Here is a 25,220-nt window from a genome sequence, read left to right as displayed (position 1 = left end):
CTCAAATGAGGTGCAAAGGTAGCTATTCTGTTTAGAATTATCAATGATAAATCTAGAATAACTGTACTTTTGTCCTCGGAACTATTAAAAAACTTATGTCGAAACCAAGTTTAGCCAGAGGAACACGTGATTTTGGGCCTGAAATAATGGCAAAACGAACTTATATTCTAGAAACTATTAAAAAAGTTTTCAAGAAATTTGGATTTTTATCTTTAGAAACGCCTGCTGTAGAGAATTTATCTGTGCTGATGGGTAAGTATGGAGAGGAGGGAGACAAACTTCTTTTTAAGATTTTGAATTCTGGTGATTTTGCTAAAAGTTTAAAGCAAGAAGATTTTGATAATGGTGCACCAGCCATGCTTTCTAAAGTGGCAGAGAAAGGTTTGAGATACGATCTAACTGTGCCATTTGCCAGATTTGTGGTGATGAACCGCCATGAACTAGCCATGCCCTTTAAACGTTTTCAGGTGCAGCCAGTTTGGAGAGCAGACAGACCACAGCGAGGTAGATACAGAGAGTTTTACCAGTGTGATGCAGATGTGGTAGGTACTGAATCATTATTATGCGAAGCAGAGATCATATTGATGCTTAATGAAGTGTTTGAGAAACTTAAACTGGAAGATTTTACGATTAAGGTAAACAACAGGAAAATCTTAACGGGCATTACGGAGGCCATTGGTGCAGCCGGTAGAGAGGGAGAGCTTTGTGTGGCTATAGATAAGTTGGATAAGATAGGCAAAGAGAAAGTAGAAGAAGAGCTGGCTGAAAGAGGTTTTGGGAAGGAGAGTATAAATTCATTACAAACCCTTTTTGAACTACCAAAAGGAAATAAAGAAGCACTGGAGGCATTGAAAATTTGGCTTTCTGGAACCGAAATTGGCTTAAAAGGTATAGCGGAACTGGAAGAAGTGCTAGAAATGGTAGAAGGCTTTGGTTTGGAAGAATCTAACCTTGAACTTGATTTTACGTTGGCCAGAGGTTTAAGCTATTATACCGGTGCCATTTTCGAAGTAAAAGCTGGAGGGGTGAAGATAGGCAGTATCTCTGGAGGAGGGAGATATGATGATTTAACTGGCACATTTGGCGTTTCTGGATTATCAGGTGTAGGGATTTCATTTGGAGTCGATAGAATTTATGATGTATTGGATGAGTTGGAGCTTTTTCCTGAAGATGCCACAGAAAGTACGAAGGTTTTAATAACTAATTTTGATGCAATATCTCAGAAAGCATGTTTGCCTATTTTAAAGCAACTCAGAGATGCCGATATTGCAGCAGAACTTTATCCGACCAGTACAAAAATGAAAAAGCAGTTTGATTATGCTAATAAAAAAGGAATAGCCTATGTTTTGGTGGTAGGGTCAGAGGAAATAAAAGCGGAGAAATATAGTTTGAAAAATATGGCTTCTGGAGAACAGGAAAGCTTAGGTATAAATGAAATAATTAAGATTCTTAATGTTTAAAAAACAAAAATTAATAGCCTATTTACTAGTCATAGTGTCTAGTTTGGTGGCCACTTTTTCTTTCTATTTTTGGCAAGTAGTCAAAAGTCCTAATCTGAACTTAGACGCAGAGAAGAGCGTCGTGCTTTTGATTCCCAAAGGAGCTACTTACGAAACTGTTCTAGATAGCTTAAATAAACGTAATCTTATTCATGATCAGATAAGCTTTGGCTTTTTGAGTAAATTTATGAATTATAGAGAGCTTGTGAAACCAGGAAGGTATGAGATACCACCAAATACTGGTAATAAAGAACTACTAAGTAAATTAAGGTCTGGAGACCAAGACGAGGTTAAATTGACATTCAACAATATTCGTCTGAAGTCTGAACTGGCAGAAAGGCTTGCGGCCAATCTTTCTATTGATAAAAATGTGCTTTTAGAAAAGTTGAACGATCCAGCGGTTTGCGAAAAGTATGGTTTTACCACAGATAATATCATGTGCATGTTTTTGCCAGATACTTATTTTATGTGGTGGACACTTACGGAAGATGAGTTTCTGGATAGAATGAAATATGAGTATAAGACTTTTTGGAATGAGGATAGACTTAAAAAAGCTGCTATCACAACAATGAGTCCTATTAAAGTGGGAATCATGGCCAGTATAGTTCAAAGTGAAACAAATAAATCTGACGAGCAACCAACGGTGGCTGGAGTTTATGTAAACAGAATTAAGCAGGGCATACCTTTACAGGCCGATCCTACGGTTAAATTTGCGGTAGGCGACTTTACTTTAAAAAGAATTTTGAAGAAACATCTTACGGCAGAATCTCCTTATAATACCTATCGCGTTCAAGGATTGCCACCAGGCCCAATAACCTTGCCAGAAAAAAAGGCTATTGATGCGGTGCTTAATTATCAGCACCACGAGTACATTTATTTCTGTGCCAAAGAAGATTTTTCAGGATACCATAATTTTGCCAGTACACTTTCAGAGCATAATGCCAACGCCAGACGTTTTCATGATGCCTTAAATAAAAGGGGGGTTCTTTAATGTTTAGTTTTGATTATAAATATAGAGTGAGATATGCGGATGTAGACCAAATGGGCTACATGTACTACGGAAATTATGCTAGGCTGTATGAAATAGGTAGGGTGGAAGCACTCAGAAGTTTGGGGATTAGGTATAGGGATTTTGAAGACAATGGCTTCATTATGCCTGTTTATGAGAACAATTCTAGATTTATTTCTCCTGCTAAATATGATGAACTCATTACTATTAGGGTTATTTTAAATGAGATTCCTAAGGCGAGGATTGTGTTTAACTATGAAATTTATAACGAGGAGGAACAAAAAATACACAAGGGAGAGACTACTTTAGTTTTTGTCAATACGGCCAATAACAGAATTATTTCTTGTCCTGAGGGTATAGAAAAGGCTTTAGAACCATTTTTTTAAAGCTGAATGAGCAAAATAGGAAATACCGTATTTATTAAGAAATTCAAGAGGTTTTTAAGAAGTATATATCTGTGGGATACCACCATTTCCTTATATCATGTATTGACCATTTTATGGCAGCGAATTATTACGTTTGACATAGACCAGAGAGCGGCTGCTGTTTCTTTTTCATTACTATTGGCTATTTTTCCTGCGGTCATATTTCTTTTTACACTCATTCCATATATTCCCATTGAAAATCTGGATGTGCAGATTATGGACTTTTTAGCCAATATATTGCCCAAGGGCATTTATTCTACTGCGGCAAACACCATTCAAGACATCATTAGCAGAAGGAGGGTAGATGTACTTTCTTTTGGTTTTTTGTTTGCACTTTATGCAGCCACAAATGGTATGATGGCCTTAATAAGAGCTTTCAATATTTCTTTAGAAAAAGATGATAAAAGAGGTTTTTTTCAAGGAAGGCTTGTGGCTCTTTTATTAACTTTCCTATTGGTTTTGGTTATGATTTCGGCTATTTTGGTACTCATCGTAGGGAAATTCTCCATTGCATATTTATTTGAAATAGGCTTTTTAAGTGAAGACTTTACCTATTACATGATTCAGGTGCTAAGGTATGTTTCCATCTTTATTATTTTCTTTTTAGGTATTGGTAGCATTTATTATTTTGCTCCTGGTAAAAATAAGAGAATGACTTTTTTTAATATTGGGGCTGTTTTGGCTTCTATATTATGCATTCTGGCTACCAATGGATTCTCCTATTATTTGGTAAATTTTAACTCTTACAACAGGCTTTATGGATCTATAGGAACGCTTATAGGGATGATGGTCTGGATATACTTGATTGCAGTGATCTTGATATTTGGATTTGAAATTAATTCAAGCTTGAAAGATGCTCTAGAGCAAGAAAGGGAATCTTCTGATTTGGACAGTTAAATAAAAAAAGCCGCAGTAAGTAATCAGTTTACGTGCGGCCTTTTTCTGTAAATTTTAACCACCAGAATAATCAGTTCCAATGTGACTAAATAGATGCAATAGCCGTGCCAAAACAATACCTTTATAGGAAAACATTTTGTTACTATTATCTATGAATAGCTTAAAAGCAATTTAGGTATAGTTATTCATATAAGCGTAATGTAAAATAAGTAGATGAAAGGAAATGATGCAGAAATTTACTGGGTGGTCAAAAAGTACGACGATTTAGTTCTAAATGAGCTTTATGAAATATTGGCTTTGCGTTCTGAAGTTTTTGTGGTAGAGCAAAATTGTGTCTATCAGGACATAGACTTTAAAGATGGAAAGGCTATTCACGTTATGGGTAGCAATAAAAAAGGTGAGCTTATAGCCTATACTCGTTTGTTTGGATTGAATCAGTATTTTGATGGTTTTCTAGCCATAGGCAGAGTTATTACCAAGGCCTCCTATAGAAAGTACGGTTTTGGTGCAGATTTAATGAATTTTTCTATTGCTAAATGCCATGAGATTTATGGAAACCATCCTATAAAAATAGGTGCTCAAAAATACCTCTTGAAATTTTACGGATTGCTGGGATTTAGAGAAATAGGTGAGGACTATATAGAAGATGGTATTCCGCATTGTATAATGATTAGAGAAAATTAATAATTGATTTTCTCCTCGAATTTTGATTGGTTAAGTTTAGGAGAAAATTATAAATTGTAACTATGAAATTGGGAGTAGTAAGCAATCCGGAAATGGTAGATTTTACAATGCCAGAGGATGCTCTAGAAACCTTAAGAATATTAAAGAAAGGGAAAGAACCGTTTGAGACTTATGTAGGTTGTGCCAAATGGAACAAGGGAGATTTAAAAGGGTTTTCTTCGAAGGGTACTAAAGATGAGCTTACTTATTACGGAACACAGTTTAATTAAAAAGCGTTAAATGCCACGTTTTATAATAGTTATCCTCCTGAACAAGCGAGGACATGGTATGACAAAACACCTGAGGGGTTTAAGTTATTTCCTAAAGTACCAAGATATATTAGCCATATAGAAAGACTGAATGATGTCACTGCTCCGGTGATAGAATTTGGAGAAACAGCCAGAGCCTTTGACGAAAAGTTAGGAATGGTTTTCCTTCAAGTTCTCGATAATTTCAAGCCCTCTAATATGGATAGCTTGAGGAAAATTGTAAACGAATGGTCAAAGGATATACCTCTGGCCGTAGAGCTTAGAAATACAGATTGGTTTTAAGACGCCGCAGCCGCCAAAGATGTTTATCAATTATTTGAAGAAAACGAGCTGACCAACATTTTAACCGATACGGCGGGTAGGAGAGACTTGATGCATATGCGGATGACTACGCACGTGGCTTTTTTAAGAAATGTAGGGGCAAATCACCCGAGTGATTACCCAAGATTAGACGAATGGCTTGATAGGATTGCGGTTTGGAGAGAGCAGGGCTTGGAGAAGCTTTATTTCTTCGTGCATCAATATATTGAAAAGGAATCTCCACTACTTTTGAAGTATTTCATCGAGAAGTTTAACGATAGATTTAATGAAAACCTTTTAATGCTTGCTTAATCATGGAGATTATAAGACTTTTTAAACAACAGTTTGAATCCTATAAAAAACTGGGAGACCGCACTTTTGAGCAGCTGTTTGACGAAGACATCCATTGGAGATTTAATCCAGAAAGTAATTCTCTGGCAGTAATAGTGAAGCATATGCACGGAAATATGCTTTCTAGATGGACAGATTTTTTAACTACAGATGGCGAAAAGGAGTGGCGTGAAAGAGATGCAGAATTTGAGTCGAGTTATAGTTCTAAAGCTGAAATGCTAAGAGACTGGGAACTCGGGTGGGCATGTCTTTTTGAAGCACTAGAAGCTGTAAACGAGAGCAATATTGATACAGTGGTTTATATTAGAAATGAAGGGCATAGTATAGAAAATGCTTTTATGAGACAGCTGGCTCATTACAGTTCTCACATAGGCCAAATCATGTATATCGGAAGAATGATTAAAGGAGCTGCGTGGCAGAGTTTATCCATTCCCACCGGGAAATCTGATGCATTTAATAAGGAGAAATTTGCAGCCCCAAAGAGGTGACATGTGTGAGCAAAGGACATTTTAAGTAAAATGTCCTTTGCTCATTTTAAGCATTTACCTAGCCACCCAACCGCCATCTACTAATAGGCAAGAGCCCACCATGTAATTAGAGGCATCGGAGGCCAGAAACATGGCTACACCTTGAATTTCGGATAATAGCCCCCAGCGACCTACCGCCGTGGCACCTACAATAAACTTCTTACCCTCTTCTGTATCCTTTATAGGCTCGTTCATTTCTGTTAAAAATGGTCCTGGACATATGGCATTTACGTTAATATTGTCGAGGGCTAACTCTAAGGCCAAAGCCTTAGTCATATTGACCACCGCACCTTTAGATGCGGTATATGGCGTTCTATTGGCGAGCCCTACCAGACCTAAGGTACTGGCTAGGTTTATAATCTTTCCTTTCTTTTGTTTCTTCATGATGGGTGTTACCGCTCTGCTGGCTAGCCAAGTACCAGTAACATTGATGTCCATCACTTTATTAAAATCTGCCAAACTGAGTTCATCTATAGCACCTCTAATGTTAATGCCAGCGGAGTTTATCAAAATGTCAACGCTTCCAAATTCTTTTAAACATAGAGCAGCCATGGCCTCCATTTCAGTTTCTTGGGTTACATCAGCGGCCATACCTATGGCTTGGGTCCCATATTCATTTCTGATTTTTTCTGCGGCTTGGTCGCATTCGCTTTGGGTTCTTGAAACCACAAGAACGTTTCCGCCAGCGGCGGCTATACCCTCTGCCATGGCTAAGCCTAATCCTTTTGAACCTCCAGTGATGATGGCGGCTCTGCCGGTTAGGTCAAATAATTTTAATCCCGGTAATTTATCGTTTGAGTTGCTCACAAATACTTATGTTTATTTTTAAATAGAATTGGTTTGTTAAATTTACTCAGTTCATCACATGATACCTAGTTCTTGTCTGGCGTAATTTAAACAGGCAATCTGATTGGCTTCTTCAAGAGCGAGCTGCTGATGAAAAGATGAGCCCGTAGTTCTAACTAGCGGCTTGGGACTGTAGTTGGCTCGGATAATTTTTAGGCTTTTTGCTAAATCTTTCCCAGATTTATGACCGAAAGTGGTCCAGTATTCGTCTGTAAGAAATGGTATTGGCAGTGGGTCTCTTGTCATCATTTCAAGGTTGAATTTTACATTGGGGTTATGCTTTCTTATGGTCATAACCATTCTATTTAAATCTAGGAAGCCTTGACCAAAAGGTACCTCTGAAAGCAAAAAACCATCTTTATACGCCTCTATACCCATATCCTTGAAATGTGTGGTCATGGTATATGGAGCTAGTTTTTCAACGACCTCATAAGGGTCTTCCAGGAAAGATAAATTGTTTCCAGTATCTAAATTGCATCCTAGATATTCACTGTCATAATCTTTTAGAATTTTCACCAATTCGTCGGCCGTCCAATCTTTATGGTTTTCAATAGCCAACTTCATTTTATGTTTTCTCATAATAGGCTCAGCAAGCCTGATAGATTTGGCTGACGCTTTCTTGAAGTCGGCCCATTCTTCCTCGGTTTTAAAATTGACATATCTTCTTCCGCTGAGGCATGCCACCCTAACGATTTCTATCCCTGCTTCCTTGGCTGAGACGACATTATGCTCAAACTCGGTCAAGTCTTGATCTGTTTTAGGCATTCGGATTTGACCTTCAAGCCACATTCCAGAGGATTCTTTCAAATCTCTAATTTCTTTGGTGTAAGCACCATCCCATTTATCAACACCAATCTGCCCGCCTCCGGCACCTAGTTCGTGTAGGTGTTTGGCCATGGGCAAAGCCCCATTCCACGAGGGGTGTGCCGTGCTACCGCCATCACGGAAACGAAGGAAATAAGATGCCACCGAAATGCCAACTAAATTTGGAGCCACGTTAAACGAGCTCAAAGAGGGTAATGCTGATGCGGTAGCTAACAACGCGGAGCTTTTTATGAAAGCCCTTCTGCTGAGGCCTATTTTTGGGTTTATCATGGGTATTATTTCAATAGTTTAATTTTCCGATTCCTTGTTGGTCATTCTTTCTATCAGCTCTTCTGCGGTCCAAGGCACCACTTTACCTTGTGTTTTTAACCTGAGCATACCTATATCTCTTACAGAAATGGCTTCAGAATTATGACCCCATTCATTACGGATATAGGTCATGACATCGGCCACCTCTTGGTTTGAAAGGCTAGAATGTGAGGGCATTACAGGTAGAATGTCTGGCACATCGTAGGTCTTTCCTTTCACGGTAATAGCCCCTTCTATGCCGTAAAGCAAAATCAGAGCTAATTTTTCGGATTCTTGCGTTACCCATTCTGAGCCTACCAGTGGTGGAGCAAATCTTTTTAAACCTGCACCATCAGTACCGTGGCATCCAGTACAATAATTTAAAAATAATCTCCTTCCGGCCACAAACTGTTTCATACCTGCAGCATCTAGCTTAGTTCCTACTACCGCTTTGGTTTTTAAGACTTGTTTTCCTGGCCAGCTAAAACCTTTTTGAAGATTTTGTATTTCTCTGGAACCTTCATTGTTTACAAATAAGGTAGGTTTCGTTTTTAAGGCGACAGGTTCCTTTTCGGAGGTGGCCACCTGTAAGGAAGCCCCAATTAATAAACTGTTTTTCTGCCAGCCTTGAGCATGGCTTATCAATGCTATAAAATCTGTAGACTCTTCAGAGTCTCTTCTTTTAATTAAAATGCCGGCCAACTGCTCTATAAACATTTCTTTGTAATCAGATTTTTCTTTCCACTTTTTATTTTTAAGAATGTGAGTCACCATTTTCAATTCTCTATTGCCCAAACTGGAAAGAGCGGCATCTGTAAGGAGTAAATCAGAACCTTTTTCTGAAATGATTTGACTTACCGTCTCAATGGCAAAATCTTCTTGCAAAGCATAAGAAGATAATAAAATTTGTAGGTCAGAGATGTCGTTAGCCCCAATGTTCTTTTTGATAGATTTCTGGATTTTCGGAACCAAGCTTTTATTGCTTTCAGAAAGCGACTCTAAGAGACGTAATGCATTCGCCTGAATTCTTGGGTCTTTGTCATTAAGTAGATGGAGACAGATATTTGGGTCTAATATATTTAGACCCTCTAAAATCCACAGGGCAGAAATTCTGGCGGTTGGGGTTCCGTGCAGTGCTATTTCTTCCAGTTTATTTTTGGCATCCTTTCTATTTTGTTGGAGGAGTAACCTTTGACTGGTATCTCTATACCAAGAGATTGGATGTTCTAAATTTTCGGCCAACTGTATACTGTTTTGAGTACTCAAGTCTATAGAAGCGGCGGGTCTAAAACCATCAGGTGTTATTTTCCATATCCTACCTAAATGGATGTATTGATCTAGACCTCTTTCTAAGGTTTGTTCTCTAAGGTATTCCGTCATATAGGCCTTATGTTGACTAATACCTCTATACATATCTACCAAATAAATGGCACCGTCTGGGCCAGATTTTATATGAACAGGTCTGAAACGTTCGTCTGTGGAAGCAAGAAACTCTTTGCCTTCATAGGCATTTGTCGCCACTAAATAATTGCCGTTTTCGTTGACAATATTTCTTTTTACAAGATTGCCCGCAGGCTCGCATACTAATACATTGCCATAAAAGTCTTCTGAATAATAAGGCTTATCTCGGCTCACAAAAGGAGAACAGGCGGAAGTGAATTCGGTTAGTTTGCCATCTTCGTTTAGAACACCAGGTATATATCCTCTGTTGACGGCAGGGGTAGGGCCAATAGGGAAAACCGCCCTTTCTACAGACAAAACTTGGTCTGTTCCTGTCGAGCTTTCGTGATAGGGGTTTCTATTAAGGTAATTTGGTGGCACCAGATCGGCGTGCAGTTGAGACCAATTATAATTATAATAAAGTCTTCCAAAATCATCTTTATTAATGCCCCATTGCCCTCTAAACTCCGTTTCTTCTTTAATCCAAGTGTTTTCTGTTCTCTTATATCTATACTTGGATTTGGCATTATAAAGCCAGTTGTCCAATCCCAGTAGAAGTCCATTGGCTGAATGCTCGGGTAAACCACCGCCTCCATAGGTACTGTCTACCAGTGTTCTTTTATCTCCTTTACCATCTCCGTTGGTATCTTCATAAAACCAAAGCGGAATGTTTTCTGCAATTAAGACACCGTCCTGATAAAAGAATAGTGCCCTTGGCAATATCAATCCGTCGGCGTAGGTTGTTCTTTTGTCAAACTGCCCATCAGCGTTGGTATCTTCCAAATAGGAAACCCTTCCAATAGGCTCTTCTTCACCTTTACCATCAATGTCTGGCATATAAGATCTCATTTCTATGACCCACATTCTTCCTTTTTCATCAAAGTCGATATAAACGGGGTCTTCTACTAGTGGTTCAGAAACGGATAGCTCAATGTTAAATCCTTCTGCTAATTGGAGCGACTTTAACTCATTTCCGGGAGACAGTGGTAGTGAATTCTCCTTAGAGCTGATCATGCCCAATAGCAAAGAACAACACAGCGAGAGCTGTAAAATACTTAATTTCATAGGGTTGAATAATATCTAGCTTAAAGTTCATTACCAATGTAATAGTTGTCTTTGAGCTTTTCCACAGAAATTGTTATAAATATCCGAATTCAAATAATTTTTTGGACAAAATGGGGTAATGGGTAGATTTATTAACATTTTTGTTCTAATTTCATTTAGATTTTAGCAAAGATTTGCATGAAGTTGTGCTCGCTAAACCGTCTAGCTTACTTAAAAGATTTTTAATGAAATTCGCCTTTTAGGATTTCAAAAACTACCCTTCTAATTAGATTAGATGGGTAGTTTTTTTTTACTGGGTATTTTTAAAAGTGTGTGAATATCTTTTAAACTATCGTAGCTCAAAAAGATTAGTACAGATCCCCTTAGTTAAAATATTTTAGTTTATTTAGCTTCAAATTGCTCGCCATAAATTACGTTTTTATACGAATGAGTTTATTTTATGGATACATAATGTTTTATGGGTGGTGTGGCTGCTCATTGTCTGTATAAATGAAATTTAATATTTATTATTTCATAACAATCTGAGTTAGCCATGGACTATTTTATGCAACCACTGTATTGTTTTCAAATAAGCCTCTCCTCCTAGATATGGTGGTTTTAATTCCGTTCGACATAATAACCGAGGTGATTTAATTTTTATTTCGGTTTTTATGATATGTTTTGGATTTAGCAAATATGCCCGATTAACTCGAACGAAACTTTTCAATTCTGCCGCTTCCTCATGCTTCTTAAGGTTATAGGCAGATACATGTTTAGTGCCATTATCTAGAAAAAATACAGTGTAGTTTGCATCTGCTTTTAGAAAGATAATTTTTGATTTTTCTTCAGTTACGTTGTTCATGACTTTATATATTTTGGATTAATAATTGGTTGTTGGAAGTAAGGTTTTCTTGGCTACTTCAAATTATAAGTTTCACTAAATAGGCCTAAAGTAATAGTGAGCTGTGGTGTGTTTTGTTCATATGATTTTCTTTTAAACCTATGCCTTCAATTGAAAAAGAGGTAGTAGGATGAGGTACATAGACCAGTTTCTGTTGGATTAAATAATTTATTTTCCTGAAAATATTTAGAAATAAACCTTCGAAGGTTTTATTCGATTGTTGCAATAAACTTTCCAAAAAATGTAAAAAAGTATAAACCAAGGAGCACTATATACATATGTATCTATTATCGGGATATATGAAATATGCCCAGTCTAGTGCTTTTTCGAAATGTGGTATTTTGGGTAATATTTGTGACTTTTTAAAGAGAAGTTGCGAGGGCTTTCCCCACTTATTCTAGGGAACTGTCCTTTTAAAGCGGTAGCTTTTAGTTCATTAAGTTTATTAAAGGATGCATCCGGCGGTTGCCATGGTAATGTTTTTCTTTAACGTCAATAAAAAAGGCTGCTCCATTATTTTGGAACAGCCCTTTTGTAAAGATAACCCAAGTGCAAATCGATGACTGATTTTAATCCGCTGGTACCAAGTTCGGGGTTAAGTATTTCTGATAAGTGTTTACACTGATTTCTGCTTTGAGTTCATGCAGCAGGTTATACAACCCGAAAAGTGTTCTATTAATATAAAGGAAATGTTTACTGCCTCTGTTGCCGTTCATTTTTCTGAGTTCGGTGCTTCTGGCGTATTTTTCGCCTAATTCTGCCAAATTTTTAAAATACGCTTCATCCGAAAAGTCAAATGTATCCTCTTTTAAAGGTCGGCTAAAGAATTCTAAAAGGGTATAAAATAGCTCGGAGAAAAAAGCCCTTTCTTCTTCACTATCATCTTCCCTAAATATTTCTAGGTCTTTTAATCCTTGCTCAAAAACGGTTTTGTTTTCTAAATTCCCCTTCTCAAATAGATGGAAGTATGGTGCATAGAATTCCTCCGGAATAACTTTCATACAGCCGAAGTCAATGGCTATAAGCTCATGTTCCGCCGAGATAAGGAAATTGCCAGGATGAGGGTCGGCATGTACCTTTTTTAAGCTATGAATCTGGAACATGTAAAAGTCCCAGAGAGCCTGACCAAGTTTGTTAGAGATATCTTGATTATCTGTTTTAAATTCAGAAAGGTGCACGCCATCCATCCAGTCCATGGTCAGAATTCTATCCGTAGATAAATCGGAATAGTATTTTGGAAAACGTAAATTAGAAATGCCTGAACAAGCCGCCGAAACCTCTTTGCTCTGAGCTATTTCTAGCAGGTAATCTGTTTCTTCTTTGAGTTTGGTTTCTACTTCTTTAAAATACTTCTCGGAGTCGGAGCCCTGAAGGTTAAACATCCTCGTAGCTATGGGTTTAACCAATGCTAAGTCGGAGCCTATACTATCAGCAACACCCGGATATTGAATTTTGACAGCCAGCCTTTTTCCGTCTTTCACTGCTTTATGCACTTGTCCAATACTGGCGGCATTCACCGAATTTTCGGAGAATTGGTCAAAAATCTCATTGGGGGACTTCCCGAAATACTTTATAAAAGTCTTTCTCACCAAAGGAGCGGAGAGAGGAGGCACAGAAAATTGAGAGAGAGAGAATTTTTCCACATAGGCATTTGGTAGCAAATTTTTCTCCATGCTCAGCATTTGAGCTGCTTTAAGAGCACTTCCTTTTAGGTTCTTCAGTCCGTCGTAAATATCTTCAGCATTAGATTCATTAAGCTTTTCTTTATCCAAATCTGGATTAATAAGCTTTTCTCCGTAATATTTTAAATAGTTTCCGCCCACTTTTGCCCCGGTTTTTAGGAGTTTGGCGGCCCTATTTATCTTCCCAGTGGGAATGCTATCAATGGTGTTCATTGTATTAAGCGGCTACTTCTTTAAAGAGAAATTTTCCAAGGTCTAAAATAGAATTGATAGGTGTATTATCCACCAAATCAAAAGTGGCTGTTAAGGCCTTTTCTATAAAAATGTCTGTTTTTTCAAAACCAGCGGACTCGTCTTTTATCCAAAAAGCCATAATAAGAAGTAACTGCAGCCATGCTCCTTCTTCAAAAGTGATAGCCTTTACCTTTTGAACATTTTTCACTTCAGAAGAAATATGCTCTGCAAAAATCTCATTCGTAAAATGTTTAAATTCTTTTCTAAGGCTCGTTAATTGGTCCAGCTTCTTTAAGTCACTTAAACTAGCAGGAAGTTCTTGTAAAATGTAACTTCTATTAGCCGTTAGTATTTCAAAAAAAGTATAATAAAAACTCAATAGCTTTTCTTTTGGACCATAAGTGGCGTAAGCTGCCTCTTTTTCCAGCATGCTTATAGTATGCTTAAAAAAAGCAGAGAATACGCTTTTAGCTAGCACATTAAGCGAGGAATATTGCTGATAAAATTCAGTTTCGGTGAGCTTATTTTCTTTACAAAATTTATAAACATTAGCTGGAGGAGCACCATGCTCTAATGTCCAGTTCATGTATAAGTCGATGATAGAACTTTTTGTTTTTGCCATGATTTCTGAGGTTTATTAAAAAACAGTTACCGTCTTATTTTAGTTTAACAAAAGTCAACTTTATTTAAACAAACTATTTGATAAGTTCAAAAGGTAAAATCTGGTTACTTAAAAGTTCACCAAAAAGCTCCCATCTTTTCTTAGGGTTTTTAGAAGTCCCTCCTTTCTTTTCTATATAATTCTTAACCAAGTCCTTACCATAGTTGTAGTTGATAACATAACTACGGTATTTCTTAGTGAACGCTATTCTTTGTTTTGCTTTTTCAGGACTGTAAAAGCCATATTTTATTAAATAGTCTATGCCTTCTTGGTCTGTCATAGTACCATTTAGAACACCTCTGGCCACTTCGTTTCCTGCATAATTTAATTCGCCAACCAATTCTAAAGCAGCGAAATAGTTACTAATTCCAGTGGTGTCTAAGCCAGCTAATGGTAAAAGAACCTCTTTTGCAAATTTTACTTTATCGTTTCCAGGAAATGCTACGTCAATACCATAATTGGCAGAGCCTTCGGCAATGAGTGACTGTGGACTAAAAAGCGGATAAATGCTGGTTTCAATCAAACCTTGCTTGTTATATAGGTTTTCTTCTAAAAGCATATTGAAAACATGATGCCCTGGATATGACTCATGGCTTCCTACATCAATCACCCGTTCAATAGAAATAGGGAAGTCGGTATTGATCTGAATCAAAGAGGTGAAATTACCTTGATACCAATTATACCCACTCCAAGCTTTGTCAGTTACAAATTCTAAACTGAAGTTTTCATTTTTCGGAATGGGATAATGTTGGTGCGTTCTTCTTCTAGCTTCGGCAATGGCCGTTTTCATAACCGTATCCAGTTTTTCAACAGGAATGACAAAGCGGGAAGCTAAACTTTGGAATCTATCTTGTAAGCTGCCAGAACCTTCTAAAAATGCATCAAGCTTTTTAATTGTTTGGTCGAAATGGGCAGTATCAAAATGTGGAGCTTCTACACCAAAAAGAGCCATAGATTCAGTATCAAAGTCAGACGTTTGACCTCCCACTATTCTCACGCGTTCTGCATAGGCATTCAGCTGTGCATTAATATAATTCGCTCTCTTGATATTGGAGCTGTCCTTTTCTGAATTCAAGTAAGCTTTGAAGTCATTTTGAAGCGATGAAATCTTTAAAAGAAATTCCTCTTTTGGGAAAACCTCGTACACTACTGCTTCAGGCTTCAGACTATCTGGCCCGTAATAAGCATCTACAAAATCTGAGTCTTGCTGGCCTATCTCCAAACCTAGTTTGACATATTCTGTGGCTAGTTTATCCAGTTCTGGTTTGGTGTTTTTTTGGGTTTGGCAGGAAGTAATAGTGATGAAGAGTATTAGGAGTATTTTCATTTGGTAAATTTAGGGAATGAAGGTATCTTTTTCTTTAGAATAACCCAAAAGGGGTATTTTAATTCTATCGAATAATTCTTTTTTTTGTTTAGATTGCTAATTCTAAACGAAATTCATCTAGGAATGAACAAAGAGATTCTGCTTCGAGATTTATATAAATCCCAAACATGCTACCTTGGTGGGGAAAGTGGAGCCATTGACCGCAACTTAATAAACGAAAAAGTAGCTGCATTGTTCTGTCCTGGGCCTTTTTACTATACCATACTTGATAGCCCAACATTGATTTTTGACAGATGCAGTGACAGTACCCTTTCAATTCTTGGGGAGGATTTATCCAATAAACCTTTAGAATCAATTTTATTAAGGTTTCATCCTGATGATATGGATTATGTTTTTCAATGTGAAAAGAAGGTCGCAGATTTTTTACAAGGATTAAGTAATCCCAATGATATTTTAAAATATAAAATATCATACTGTTACAGAGGAAAGGTAGCAAGTGGTGAGTATAAGTTGTTTTCATTACAAAACTTGACTCTTGCTATAGATGGCAATGGCTCCCTTTTGAAGGTCTTAGGTGTCCATACTGATATTTCTTATATTACAACTGTTAATAATTATAAGTTGTCTTTTATTGGTCTAGAAGGTATGGAATCTTACATGGGTCTTGGAGTTGAAACAGATACAAAATCAAGTTTTTCGAAAAGAGAATTAGATGTTATAAAACTTATGGGTGAGGGTTTAACGGCAGTAAGTATCGCTTCTAAATTATTTATATCTGAACAAACCGTAATAAGCCATAAAAAGAATGCCATGGAAAGAAATAATTGCCAAAATAGCACTCAACTGGTGGCCCTAGCTATCCGGGAAGGAAATATTTGAGAATACTTTATTGATTAGACTTCTTCTAAATTATCATGGAGAATGTTCTAGCTATTCTTTCAATATCGATTCTTTTCGATGTTTCTAGTTTTTTGTAAATGTTCTCACAGTGTTTTTTTACGGTTGTTTCGTCTATGAAAAGCTGATAGGATATTTCTTTTCGAGTCATTTCCATAGCGAGTAGTTTTATAATCTCTTTTGGTTAACCTATGATATCTAGTAAAGTACTTATCAAATATGGTATTGGTTTCAAAAATGTCATTCACTTTGTTTGATAAATATTCTACTTTTTTTGGAGCCAATGACACGGAGATGAACTCATTTTCGTTCAAGATTTTTGTTGAGGTTAAATAGAAAAATGGTTTATCATCTTTCTTGATTTTCCAATCCTGAAAAAATGGTACTATCTTATCTTTATCATCTTCCTTCATTTTTTGTAAAAGCTTGGGGTAGGTCTTTTCAAGCGTGAATTTGCTTTGATGTTTAGAGAATATTTCTGCTCCCAATGTATTGATTTCTTCCATAGAATATCTGATATAATTACAGCCTGTTTCAGATAGAAAAGTGAGCTCTAGATTTTCTCTTTTATTGGTATGCATTATACCAGGGACAAAAGAGGCTATGTCGTCTAAAGTAATAACTCCTTGTTCCAATAATTGAGAGAGTCTATACAGTTTTTTGTGCGAGGCTGTGAGGATTTCTTTGTCTGTCATGAGTATATAAATTAGGTATATGTACTGTTATAAAGTCTATACAAATTAGGTTATTCTGAAAAATAGGCCAACTGGCGTATTGATTCAAAACACTATAAACCATTGTTTTGTAAAGTACTCTTTAGTCGGTTTTAGAAGGCATCTCATTTGTTGCTAAGGTAAAATCCCCATTTATAGGGATTTCAAAGTATTAAAATGCTTTCGAAATTTGAACATCTAAAAATATCCTAAATAGGTCGAAGATAATAGGGGAAAAACACCCTTTCATAATGGGTACTTAACCCATAGGATCAGCATTGTTAACGATAGAACTTTGATATACAATTAATAAATAAAGTACCATGAAAAGAAACAAATACCCCGAAGAAAGTGAAATTGTCTTCCTTAAAGGAGTCATGAATTACACTGAATTCCATCTTATAGATGGTAAAAAACGAGTTTCAAGCACCACATTAAGAAAACACCACGAAGACCATTCTCATTTCTTAAGAGTGAGTAAGTCTCATGTGTTGAATCCAAAATCCATAAAACGTATAGACTGTAGCGGTAGTTGCATAATGGTGGAACTGAAGACAGGAAATAAGGTGCAAGTGAGTAGAAGACGACAAGAAGTTCTGAATTCATATTTAGCATAATAAACGTACCCTAACATGAAAAAAATATTTACAATTTCGATAATTTTCTTTGTGGCCCATTTTTCTTACGGCCAATGTAATACGGTTGATTTTCAGTCGCTAAAAGACTTTTATAACCTAACACTTACAGAAGATTGGTCTTATGGTTCACAAACTGGTACATGGGATATTATAAAGAATAATACCACACCGCCTGTAAACTGCACTTTTCAAGGGATTTATGGAATAACGAGCGAGACAATTGGCGGTGAAGAAAGGGTGACTGGCATATCTTTCCAATATAATCGGATAACAGGAGTTTTATCAAGTTCATTGGGTAACCTTACTGAACTAAAGTCACTGGTAATTTCAGAGTCAAAAACAGTATATCCTGTAGCATACTTAAGGGGTAATCTACCCTCTACGTTAATTAATTTAACCAAACTTACGACCGTTAATTTAAGTCGTAATGGTTTGTTTGGTACTGTTCCAGACTTTGGTTCATTGCCATCAATGACCAGTCTGAATATATCGGGAAATTCCTTTCATTTTGGCGACTTAGAAACTAATTTCACCTCGAATCAAGGGGTTTCCTCATTCGATTATTCGTACCAAAGTTTTGATGTCCAATATTGGTTTCAAAGGGCTCAGGTGGGAGATGATGTTTCTGTAAATGCCGGAATCTCTGGTGCAAATAATCTATATGAATGGAAAAAGAATGGCTCATGGTTAACAGGAGAAGCTAGCTCTTCTGTATTGGTTCCGAATATTCAAGAAAGTCAATTTCGAAATGATTACTTCGAAGTTGTAGTGACTAACAGCACTATCCCAAATTTGACTTTGAGAAGTCCAATGATTGTTATTCTTGAAGAGGGGGTTAATTGTCATCCCGCAGACTTTGCAGCTTTAAAAGAATTGTATAACTCTGCCGGTGGAACGGGCTGGTATCCACAGTTTGGTTGGAATGTTATTACAGAAAACGAAACACCACCTGCTAATTGTACATTTTTAGGAGTAAGCAATCTTAAAAGTGAGAAAGTAAATGGAGCCGAGCGTATCACATCTTTCATACATGATGCCTGGGGAATTAACGGGTCTATACCACCTTCAATTGGTAATATGGAGCATCTAGAAGTATTTCAAATCCAAAATACTAATGCATTAAGGTCTCCTAAAATAGGGGCTATACCAACTGAAATTAATGGTCTTGCTAATTTAAAAAAACTGGTATTAAGAGATCTAGAGATTGAAGGAACAATTCCTTCTTTGGCAGGTTTAGTTTCTTTAGAAGAACTGAATTTGGGGAGTAATAAGCTAGAAGGCGGTATTCCTGCTTATCTTGGTAATTTAACCAATCTAAAAAAAATAAACCTTGGTTCAAATCAGTTAAGCGGGTCTATTCCATCTAACCTGCTTAATTTAAGCAGCCTTCAAGAGTTTTCAGTTTATGATAATGAGCTTTCTGGAGTACTTCCCGATTTTTCAAGCTTAACTCAACTTGATTTTTTATCTATAGGACAGAATAAGTTTCAATTTGGAGATTTTGAAACGAAATTAGATGACTTTAATGTAGCGTTTTCCTTTTATTATAATCCACAAAAAAAAGTAGGTCCCGATTCGTATTTAAGAACTAATATAGGTGGAAGTCTTACTTTTGAAGCGGTAGTTTCTGGAGACGAAAATACTTATCAATGGTACTTTGATGGAAGCCCTTTAGCAGGAGAAACTAATGCCACATTAGTGCTAAACAATATACAGGCTGCTCAAATAGCTAAAAGTTATTTCTGTGAAATAAACAGCGATATTGTAACAGACTTGACTTTACAGACAGGAAGTTTTGTGCCTCTTAAAAATGGCGTAAACTGTTCCGCGACAGATTTTGCAGCCTTGAAAGCTTTTTACGAAGCAGCGGAAGGGGACAATTGGAGATACAATACGGGCTGGGAAATTATAACAGAAAATGAGACTCCTCCCGCCAATTGTACTTTTACTGGCATTTTTGGAACTGCCAAAGCCGAAGTAAATAATGAAGAACGCATAGTTTCTTTGAACTTACAAGGGAATAATGTAGGAGGTACACTCAGCTCTTCACTTGGCGACCTTTCGGAACTTATTACGCTACACATGAATGGAAACTATGTGGGAGCAACTAGGAATTATATCAGCGGTAGTATTCCTGGCTCACTAGGTGATTTAGAACATCTTACATCTGTAAAACTCTCAAATCAAGGACTAAGTGGTTGTTTTGATTATAGCCTTAAAAAACTTTGCGGACAATTAACAACAGCAGAGTTTTACAACTATCTCTTAGACGCTAGCTGGGAAGACTTCTGTTCGTCTAATGCTGGTGTTTGTCCGGGCACTTTACCTCCATGTGCTGAAAGTGCAGTTTTAGTTAGCATGGCCGATGATGTTTCATCAGGGCAAACAAACATAGATGTTAAAAATAGCACAGGTTTTATAGAAGCTTCAAATAAGATTACAGGCACCGCGAAAGCCACTTTTTCGGCAGGGAGATACATTTATTTAAAACCTGGATTTATTGCCAATAGCGGAACCGTGTTCTTGGCTCAGAATGGTGGGTGTGATTAATCCACAAACTCAAAATGATACTACTATGAAAAGGATACTATTAATTCTACTACTTTTTTCTTGGAACCTAGATGCCCAAACCATCTTCAGGGTAAATAATAGCCCAGGCGTAACAGGCGTAAACGTTTACACCACCATCCAAGCTGCACATGATGCTGCATCAGATGACGACATTATTTATGTAGAGCCGAGTTTGAACAGCTATGGTTCCTTAACATGCACCAAAAGGCTAACCATTTTGGGCAATGGTTATTACTTAGATAGCAATGCTACTAAGAACTATAGTTTAAGAAGCTCAATTTTAGATCAAATAACTCTTAATGCAGGAAGTGACAATTCTATATTCGAAGGTTTGACTTTTGACTTGTTTTATGGGAATTATGTTGATGGTATAATTATAAAAAGGTGCTATGCTAATGCTATATATTTGTCAGGTCATTTTAATTTTGGAAACTGTAGTAATTGGATAATTTCTCAAAGCAGAATTGGAGCTATTAATGGGGCAGGAAATGTATATAACCCAACTAATTGTGTTTTTTCTAATAATATTATAAAATCCGGTATTAATAATACGGGGACAAATTGTTTGATTGAACATAATACATTTTTTAGCGGATCTCTACTTGGTGGATTAAATGGGACTGATATTTTTAGCAATATTTTCCTAACGTTTGATTGTAATTCATGTACTCAAGAATCATTAATTATTAATACAACAGGAGCTAGAGTTGAAAATAATATAGCAGTAACCAGAAATACTAGTTCAGGCAACATTTCCCAATATGTTTTACCAAACTCAGGAGGGAATGTCAATAGTGCAGCCTATGAAGATTGTTTTCAAATAAGTGACCCAATGATGAATGGTTATATTTCTAATGATAACCACGTAATACTTTCCAATTCTTCACCTGCTAAAGGCATAGGCAAAAACGGTACGGACGCTGGAGCATTCGGTGGGGTAAACCCTTATGTTTTAGCAGGCCAAATACCATATCCAATCATCACAGATTTTAAATCATCTGGTGCAGGAAATGCTTCCGTACCACTTCAAATTGATATCACAGTAAAAGGAAATAATTAAGCTTATGAAACAGATACTGAGATTAATACTAACACTTTGCCCTATTCTAACTTTCAGTCAGACTATTTTCAGGGTAAACAATACCCCAGGGATAACAGGTCTAAATGTTTATGCAAATCTGCAAGATGCACATGACGCAGCTTCTGATGGGGATATAATTTATGTGGAGCCGAGTTTAGACTCATATGGAGGTTTAGTATGCACTAAAAGATTGGCCATTTTGGGCAATGGCTTTTTTCATACAAACAATGAAAATGATTCATTCGAAACTAAACAATCTATTCTTTCCAGTGGTATTATTTTTGACACTGGAAGTGATAGTTCTGTTGTTCGAGGACTTACTATTGGTAGTCCTTCTCAACCTAATTCAAATTCAATTGAAGGAAAGGCAGTAAACAAAATACAAATCTCTAATTGTAGGTTATATGGGAAAATATATTTCAATTACAGCTATGACATTGAGCTCTCGAAATACTTAAGATGCTCAGAATGGATTATCACACAAAACTTTTGTACAGAGTTAAATTCGCCAGCTCAAACAAATATTCCGAAGCCTACTAATTTAGTTATTTCCAGTAACTTAATAGAAGTTGCTGCTAATATTGGAGGAGGTTCATTTCTATATAATAATACAGTACTTAATGCCGGAGGGCTGATGGGCTTTTATAATATATATGGCTCTGAAATTTTTAACAATATTATTCAAACTACTTCCTGTGCCAATTGTGGAGAACCCAATACTTTATTTGCTAATGCAGCGACGGATATTACTAGTGTGTACAATAATATTTTGATTTATGATGATATGGATGATGGTTGGAGTCCGCAATGGAAGCTTCCTGAAGGTAATGGGAATGTCAGTAATGTTGAAAAAGGGACAGTTTTTATAATACCTAATCCAGACAATTATCAAGAATATAATTGGGCAGATAAAAACTATATTCTTGATTCAACTTCCCCAGCTAAAGGCATAGGAGTAAATGGCGAAGACGCCGGAGCCTTCGGCGGAGTAAATCCTTATGTATTAGCAGGAGATATTCCATATCCAATCATTACAGATTTTAAATCAACGGGTGCAGGAAATGCTTCTGTACCACTTCAAATTGATATCACAGTAAAAGGAAACAATTAAGCTTATGAAAAAGATATTACTCCTTCTGTTGCTTACCGTTAATGCTATCGCCCAAAATATTACCAAAGTAGAATACTTTATTGACGATGACCCCGGATATAATTTGGGTACGGAAGTATCTATTACCGCTGGGACGCCTCTGAATTTGTCGTTTCCTGTTTCTCTAACAGGAGAAAATGAGGGATTTCATTTCTTAACTATTAGAGCCAAAGACGAAAATGATAAATGGGGGATGCCACTTGTTCGTCCATTCTATGTGACCTCTTTATCTTCATCATTGGTAAAATCAGATATAGTAAAAATAGAGTACTTTGTAGATGTAGACCCTGGATTTGGTTTGGCTACAAATGTCCCCATAACTTCAGGGAGTTCGGTTGATAAAAACATTGCGGTTACGCTTGCATCTAATTTGTCGTCTGGGTTTCATTTTTTTTCTATTAGAGCTAAAGATGAAAACGGTAAGTGGAGTCAGGTTTTGGTAAGACCATTTTACATAGATAGACTTCCAGCCAATGCAGTACCTACCATAACACAATTGGAATATTTTATAGATAATGACCCAGGCTATGGCGTAGCAACTGCTATTAGTTTTTCTAGTGGCTCTGAGGTACAAAAAAACTTGATGATTAACTTAAACTCACTGGCAAATGGTGAGCACAAACTTTTCATAAGAGCCAAAGACCAAAATGGTAAGTGGAGTATGGTAGGTCTAAAGTCTTTTATTGTTCAAGATGACGTAGTCGTAGCCACGGATGTTCCAGAAGCATGGTGTAAGGAAACTGTATTTAATATTCCTTATGAAGCAGGCGGTAGCTTTGCTGTTGATAATGTATTTACAGCTCAGCTGTCAGATGAAAATGGGAGTTTTTCCTCACCTACAGTTATTGGTGCTATAAACAGTTCTTCATCTGGTATTATTACGGCTACTATTCCTTCGGGAGTTAGCTTAGGTGCTGGTTATTTAATAAGGATAGTTTCTAGCAATCCTGTGATAAGCAATGGCTCTCCTTATGATTTTTCCATTTTAGACGAATGCCCACCACCATGTGCTATGTCTTTAAGTTTATCAAATCCAAATGACCAGATTACATCAGGGAATACAATGCTAGAAGCCTCGACAAACGGAGGTTATATAGAAGCACAAAATACTATTACAGGAATAAATACAAGGTCAACCTACAAAGCAGGTGCCTACATATTATTGAAGCCAGGTTTCTTTGTAGACAATGGTGCTGTTTTTCAAACGGAATTTGGTGGGTGTGATTAAGAAGTAAAATATTAAATGTTTCAGTATGAAAAAGTTTATCCTATTCTTTTTAGTATCTATCTATGCCCAAGCTCAAATTTCTGGGCTTGAAAGAAATGCCCTGATTGGTATTTATAATAATACGCAAGGTAGCTCTTGGACAAATAAAACAAATTGGGATACCAATGATTCTGGTACATCGGATGTAAATACTTGGTATGGCATTACTACCCAGAGTATTTCTGGGGTAGAGTATGTTACAGAGATAGACTTGAGCAATAATAACCTAAATGGAACCTTGCCGGACTTGTCGGCATTCTCTCGATTAAGTTCTCTTAAGTTAGGCCAGAATCTATTGACAGGGAGCTTAAATGTAAGTGCTTTAAATTATTTGAGTGAGGTTGTACTAAATAATAATTCATTAAATTTTGTCAAATTAGGTTCAGCTGTTTCTTATGGCTCTTTTAATGCAAAGAATAACTCGAATTTGAGCTGCTTGGAAGTACCTACAGCCAGCTTGGCTCATTTTTACAATCTAAGTTTAAACTATTTCGATTTAGGTTTAGTCATTTCCGATGATTGTTCGTCTTCGGCAGATTTAAATGTAGGTGATAGAACAGCATTAAGTGACTTATATTCGGCAACTAATGGAGTTAGTTGGTCTCAGGCAACTTATGCGAACCTCGACTTATTAGTTAACCCAAGTTCAAAAATGGGTCTTGCATATACCATTGTTGGAGGAGAAAGGAGGGTTTCTCAGATTAGTCTGCCTTCCATGAATCTCAATGGAAGTTTACCTGCAAGCATTTCGAATTTTACTGAATTAATAGAATTGGATTTGCATTATAATAGTATTTCTCAATTACCAACGCAAATTGGTGATTTAGCCAAACTTGAAAAATTTGATATTTCAAGCAACGGACCCTTACAAACAATTCCTGCTGCTATTGGTGATTTGTCAAGTTTGAAAGAGTTTTATTTTAATGCGTGTGGTATTAATCTTATTCCGACAAGAATTGGTGATTTGACGAATCTGGAGAAACTCAATTTTGCCAATAATCAGATTACATTGATTCCTTCTACCATAGGCACCCTGGTAAATCTGACTGAGTTGTATGCCTCTCCAAATCCTATTTCAAGTATTCCAACTCAAATTGCCAATCTAATAAAGTTGGTTGTTTTAGATTTTTCAGGGAGTTTGATAACCAACACACCAAGCGGAATGGGTGGTTTGGTCGATTTAGAGAAACTGTATTTAAATAATAATCAAATTCAAATCATTTTCCCCGGATTGGGGAATCTGTTGAAGCTGAAAGAGCTTAGACTTCATCAAAATAGATTGGGCAGAAATGGAAATAATTTACCTTCAGATTTAGGAAACTTAGTTCTTCTAACGGAATTAACTTTAAATGATAACGAACTGACCGTATTACCCAATACGCTACAAAACCTAGATTTACTAAAAGAATTACCTCTACAGAATAATAAATTAACAGAATTGCCTAGCTCTATCGGCGACCTAGCCATATTGGAGAAGCTAAATCTGTCAGCTAACGGCCTTTCGACTTTACCAACTAGCATAGGAGGATTAAGTTCCTTGAAGGAATTGAATTTGGGCTATAATCGTCTAAGCTCTGTCCCAGATGAGATAGGAAACTTGGGAGTTTTGGAAACTTTAAATCTAGATTATCAGAGTTTTTATAATACCACGAGCT

At 36.7% G+C, this 25,220-nt stretch carries 23 protein-coding genes and 1 pseudogene; 15 read left to right on the top strand and 9 right to left on the bottom strand.

Going from position 1 to position 25,220, the window contains the following annotated elements:
- Window positions 1–95 precede the first annotated feature (95 nt).
- From hisS to ACTBZY_RS09135, 8 genes and pseudogenes are all read left to right on the top strand, one after another.
- A complete protein-coding gene (gene hisS / locus ACTBZY_RS09170; protein WP_463046033.1) occupies window positions 96–1,460 on the top strand; it encodes a histidine--tRNA ligase in 1,365 nt (454 codons plus the stop codon).
- Complete coding sequence (gene mltG / locus ACTBZY_RS09165; RefSeq protein ID WP_463046032.1) at window positions 1,453–2,490, top strand: endolytic transglycosylase MltG; 1,038 nt, start codon at window positions 1,453–1,455, stop codon at window positions 2,488–2,490. Before hisS ends, mltG begins: the two co-directional genes overlap by 8 nt.
- Window positions 2,490–2,894 carry an acyl-CoA thioesterase gene (locus tag ACTBZY_RS09160; RefSeq protein ID WP_463046031.1) on the top strand — a complete coding sequence of 135 codons (405 nt, stop codon included), beginning with the start codon at window positions 2,490–2,492 and terminating at the stop codon, window positions 2,892–2,894. The genes mltG and ACTBZY_RS09160 overlap by 1 nt, the downstream gene beginning before the upstream one ends.
- 6 nt (window positions 2,895–2,900) lie before the next feature.
- Window positions 2,901–3,830, top strand: a complete 930-nt coding sequence (locus ACTBZY_RS09155) for a YihY/virulence factor BrkB family protein (protein ID WP_463046030.1) — start codon at window positions 2,901–2,903, stop codon at window positions 3,828–3,830.
- Between the two features lie 213 nt (window positions 3,831–4,043).
- Window positions 4,044–4,514, top strand: coding sequence for a GNAT family N-acetyltransferase (locus ACTBZY_RS09150; RefSeq protein WP_463046029.1), 471 nt, complete (start codon window positions 4,044–4,046; stop codon window positions 4,512–4,514).
- A 62-nt stretch (window positions 4,515–4,576) separates the two neighbouring features.
- Window positions 4,577–4,783 carry a hypothetical protein gene (locus tag ACTBZY_RS09145; protein ID WP_463046028.1) on the top strand — a complete coding sequence of 69 codons (207 nt, stop codon included), beginning with the start codon at window positions 4,577–4,579 and terminating at the stop codon, window positions 4,781–4,783.
- Between the two features lie 18 nt (window positions 4,784–4,801).
- Window positions 4,802–5,434: pseudogene (locus tag ACTBZY_RS09140) on the top strand (DUF72 domain-containing protein); the annotation flags it as partial.
- Between the two features lie 2 nt (window positions 5,435–5,436).
- On the top strand, window positions 5,437–5,961 hold the full coding sequence (locus ACTBZY_RS09135; protein WP_463046027.1) for a DUF1572 family protein: 525 nt from the start codon (window positions 5,437–5,439) through the stop codon (window positions 5,959–5,961).
- 54 nt (window positions 5,962–6,015) lie between these two features.
- Here ACTBZY_RS09135 and ACTBZY_RS09130 read toward each other — a convergent pair whose 3' ends face one another.
- From ACTBZY_RS09130 to ACTBZY_RS09100, 7 genes are all read right to left on the bottom strand, one after another.
- Window positions 6,016–6,807 (bottom strand): SDR family NAD(P)-dependent oxidoreductase, encoded by a 792-nt coding sequence (locus tag ACTBZY_RS09130; RefSeq protein ID WP_463046026.1) that lies wholly within the window; start codon window positions 6,805–6,807, stop codon window positions 6,016–6,018.
- Between the two features lie 54 nt (window positions 6,808–6,861).
- A complete protein-coding gene (locus ACTBZY_RS09125; RefSeq protein ID WP_463046025.1) occupies window positions 6,862–7,941 on the bottom strand; it encodes a sugar phosphate isomerase/epimerase family protein in 1,080 nt (359 codons plus the stop codon).
- 18 nt (window positions 7,942–7,959) lie between these two features.
- Complete coding sequence (locus ACTBZY_RS09120) at window positions 7,960–10,464, bottom strand: DUF7133 domain-containing protein (protein ID WP_463046024.1); 2,505 nt, start codon at window positions 10,462–10,464, stop codon at window positions 7,960–7,962.
- A gap of 526 nt (window positions 10,465–10,990) precedes the next feature.
- Window positions 10,991–11,305 carry a LytTR family transcriptional regulator DNA-binding domain-containing protein gene (locus ACTBZY_RS09115; RefSeq protein ID WP_463046023.1) on the bottom strand — a complete coding sequence of 105 codons (315 nt, stop codon included), beginning with the start codon at window positions 11,303–11,305 and terminating at the stop codon, window positions 10,991–10,993.
- Between the two features lie 608 nt (window positions 11,306–11,913).
- Window positions 11,914–13,239: an ABC1 kinase family protein gene (locus tag ACTBZY_RS09110; protein WP_463046022.1), complete on the bottom strand. Its 1,326-nt coding sequence runs from the start codon at window positions 13,237–13,239 to the stop codon at window positions 11,914–11,916.
- A 4-nt stretch (window positions 13,240–13,243) separates the two neighbouring features.
- Window positions 13,244–13,882, bottom strand: coding sequence for a TetR family transcriptional regulator C-terminal domain-containing protein (locus ACTBZY_RS09105; RefSeq protein ID WP_463046021.1), 639 nt, complete (start codon window positions 13,880–13,882; stop codon window positions 13,244–13,246).
- Window positions 13,883–13,955: 73 nt separating this feature from the next.
- Complete coding sequence (locus tag ACTBZY_RS09100) at window positions 13,956–15,248, bottom strand: hypothetical protein (protein WP_463046020.1); 1,293 nt, start codon at window positions 15,246–15,248, stop codon at window positions 13,956–13,958.
- 123 nt (window positions 15,249–15,371) lie between these two features.
- Here ACTBZY_RS09100 and ACTBZY_RS09095 point away from each other — a divergent pair, with 123 nt between their 5' ends.
- Window positions 15,372–16,127, top strand: coding sequence for a LuxR C-terminal-related transcriptional regulator (locus ACTBZY_RS09095; protein ID WP_463046019.1), 756 nt, complete (start codon window positions 15,372–15,374; stop codon window positions 16,125–16,127).
- Between the two features lie 25 nt (window positions 16,128–16,152).
- Here the strand turns inward: ACTBZY_RS09095 and ACTBZY_RS09090 are convergent, their stop codons facing one another.
- Both ACTBZY_RS09090 and ACTBZY_RS09085 read right to left on the bottom strand, forming a co-directional pair.
- Window positions 16,153–16,296 carry a LuxR C-terminal-related transcriptional regulator gene (locus ACTBZY_RS09090; protein WP_463046018.1) on the bottom strand — a complete coding sequence of 48 codons (144 nt, stop codon included), beginning with the start codon at window positions 16,294–16,296 and terminating at the stop codon, window positions 16,153–16,155.
- Entirely contained in the window at window positions 16,232–16,840 is a 609-nt protein-coding gene (locus tag ACTBZY_RS09085; protein ID WP_463046017.1) for a hypothetical protein, read from the bottom strand. Before ACTBZY_RS09085 ends, ACTBZY_RS09090 begins: the two co-directional genes overlap by 65 nt.
- 341 nt (window positions 16,841–17,181) lie before the next feature.
- Between ACTBZY_RS09085 and ACTBZY_RS09080 the strand changes: the two genes are divergently transcribed.
- The 6 genes from ACTBZY_RS09080 to ACTBZY_RS09055 all read left to right on the top strand — a co-directional run.
- Window positions 17,182–17,475, top strand: coding sequence for a LytTR family transcriptional regulator DNA-binding domain-containing protein (locus tag ACTBZY_RS09080; RefSeq protein WP_463046016.1), 294 nt, complete (start codon window positions 17,182–17,184; stop codon window positions 17,473–17,475).
- A gap of 15 nt (window positions 17,476–17,490) precedes the next feature.
- Entirely contained in the window at window positions 17,491–20,046 is a 2,556-nt protein-coding gene (locus tag ACTBZY_RS09075) for a leucine-rich repeat domain-containing protein (RefSeq protein WP_463046015.1), read from the top strand.
- Window positions 20,047–20,071: 25 nt separating this feature from the next.
- On the top strand, window positions 20,072–21,127 hold the full coding sequence (locus tag ACTBZY_RS09070) for a hypothetical protein (RefSeq protein WP_463046014.1): 1,056 nt from the start codon (window positions 20,072–20,074) through the stop codon (window positions 21,125–21,127).
- A gap of 4 nt (window positions 21,128–21,131) precedes the next feature.
- Window positions 21,132–22,259, top strand: coding sequence for a hypothetical protein (locus tag ACTBZY_RS09065; protein ID WP_463046013.1), 1,128 nt, complete (start codon window positions 21,132–21,134; stop codon window positions 22,257–22,259).
- Window positions 22,260–22,263: 4 nt separating this feature from the next.
- Window positions 22,264–23,526 (top strand): 3-coathanger stack domain-containing protein, encoded by a 1,263-nt coding sequence (locus ACTBZY_RS09060; RefSeq protein ID WP_463046012.1) that lies wholly within the window; start codon window positions 22,264–22,266, stop codon window positions 23,524–23,526.
- Between the two features lie 25 nt (window positions 23,527–23,551).
- The coding region (locus tag ACTBZY_RS09055) for a leucine-rich repeat domain-containing protein (RefSeq protein WP_463046011.1) at window positions 23,552–25,220 on the top strand (1,669 nt) is incomplete at its 3' end.

It is taken from the genome of Arcticibacterium sp. (genome assembly GCF_055134445.1).
This window is presented reverse-complemented; position numbering and strand designations above follow the sequence as displayed.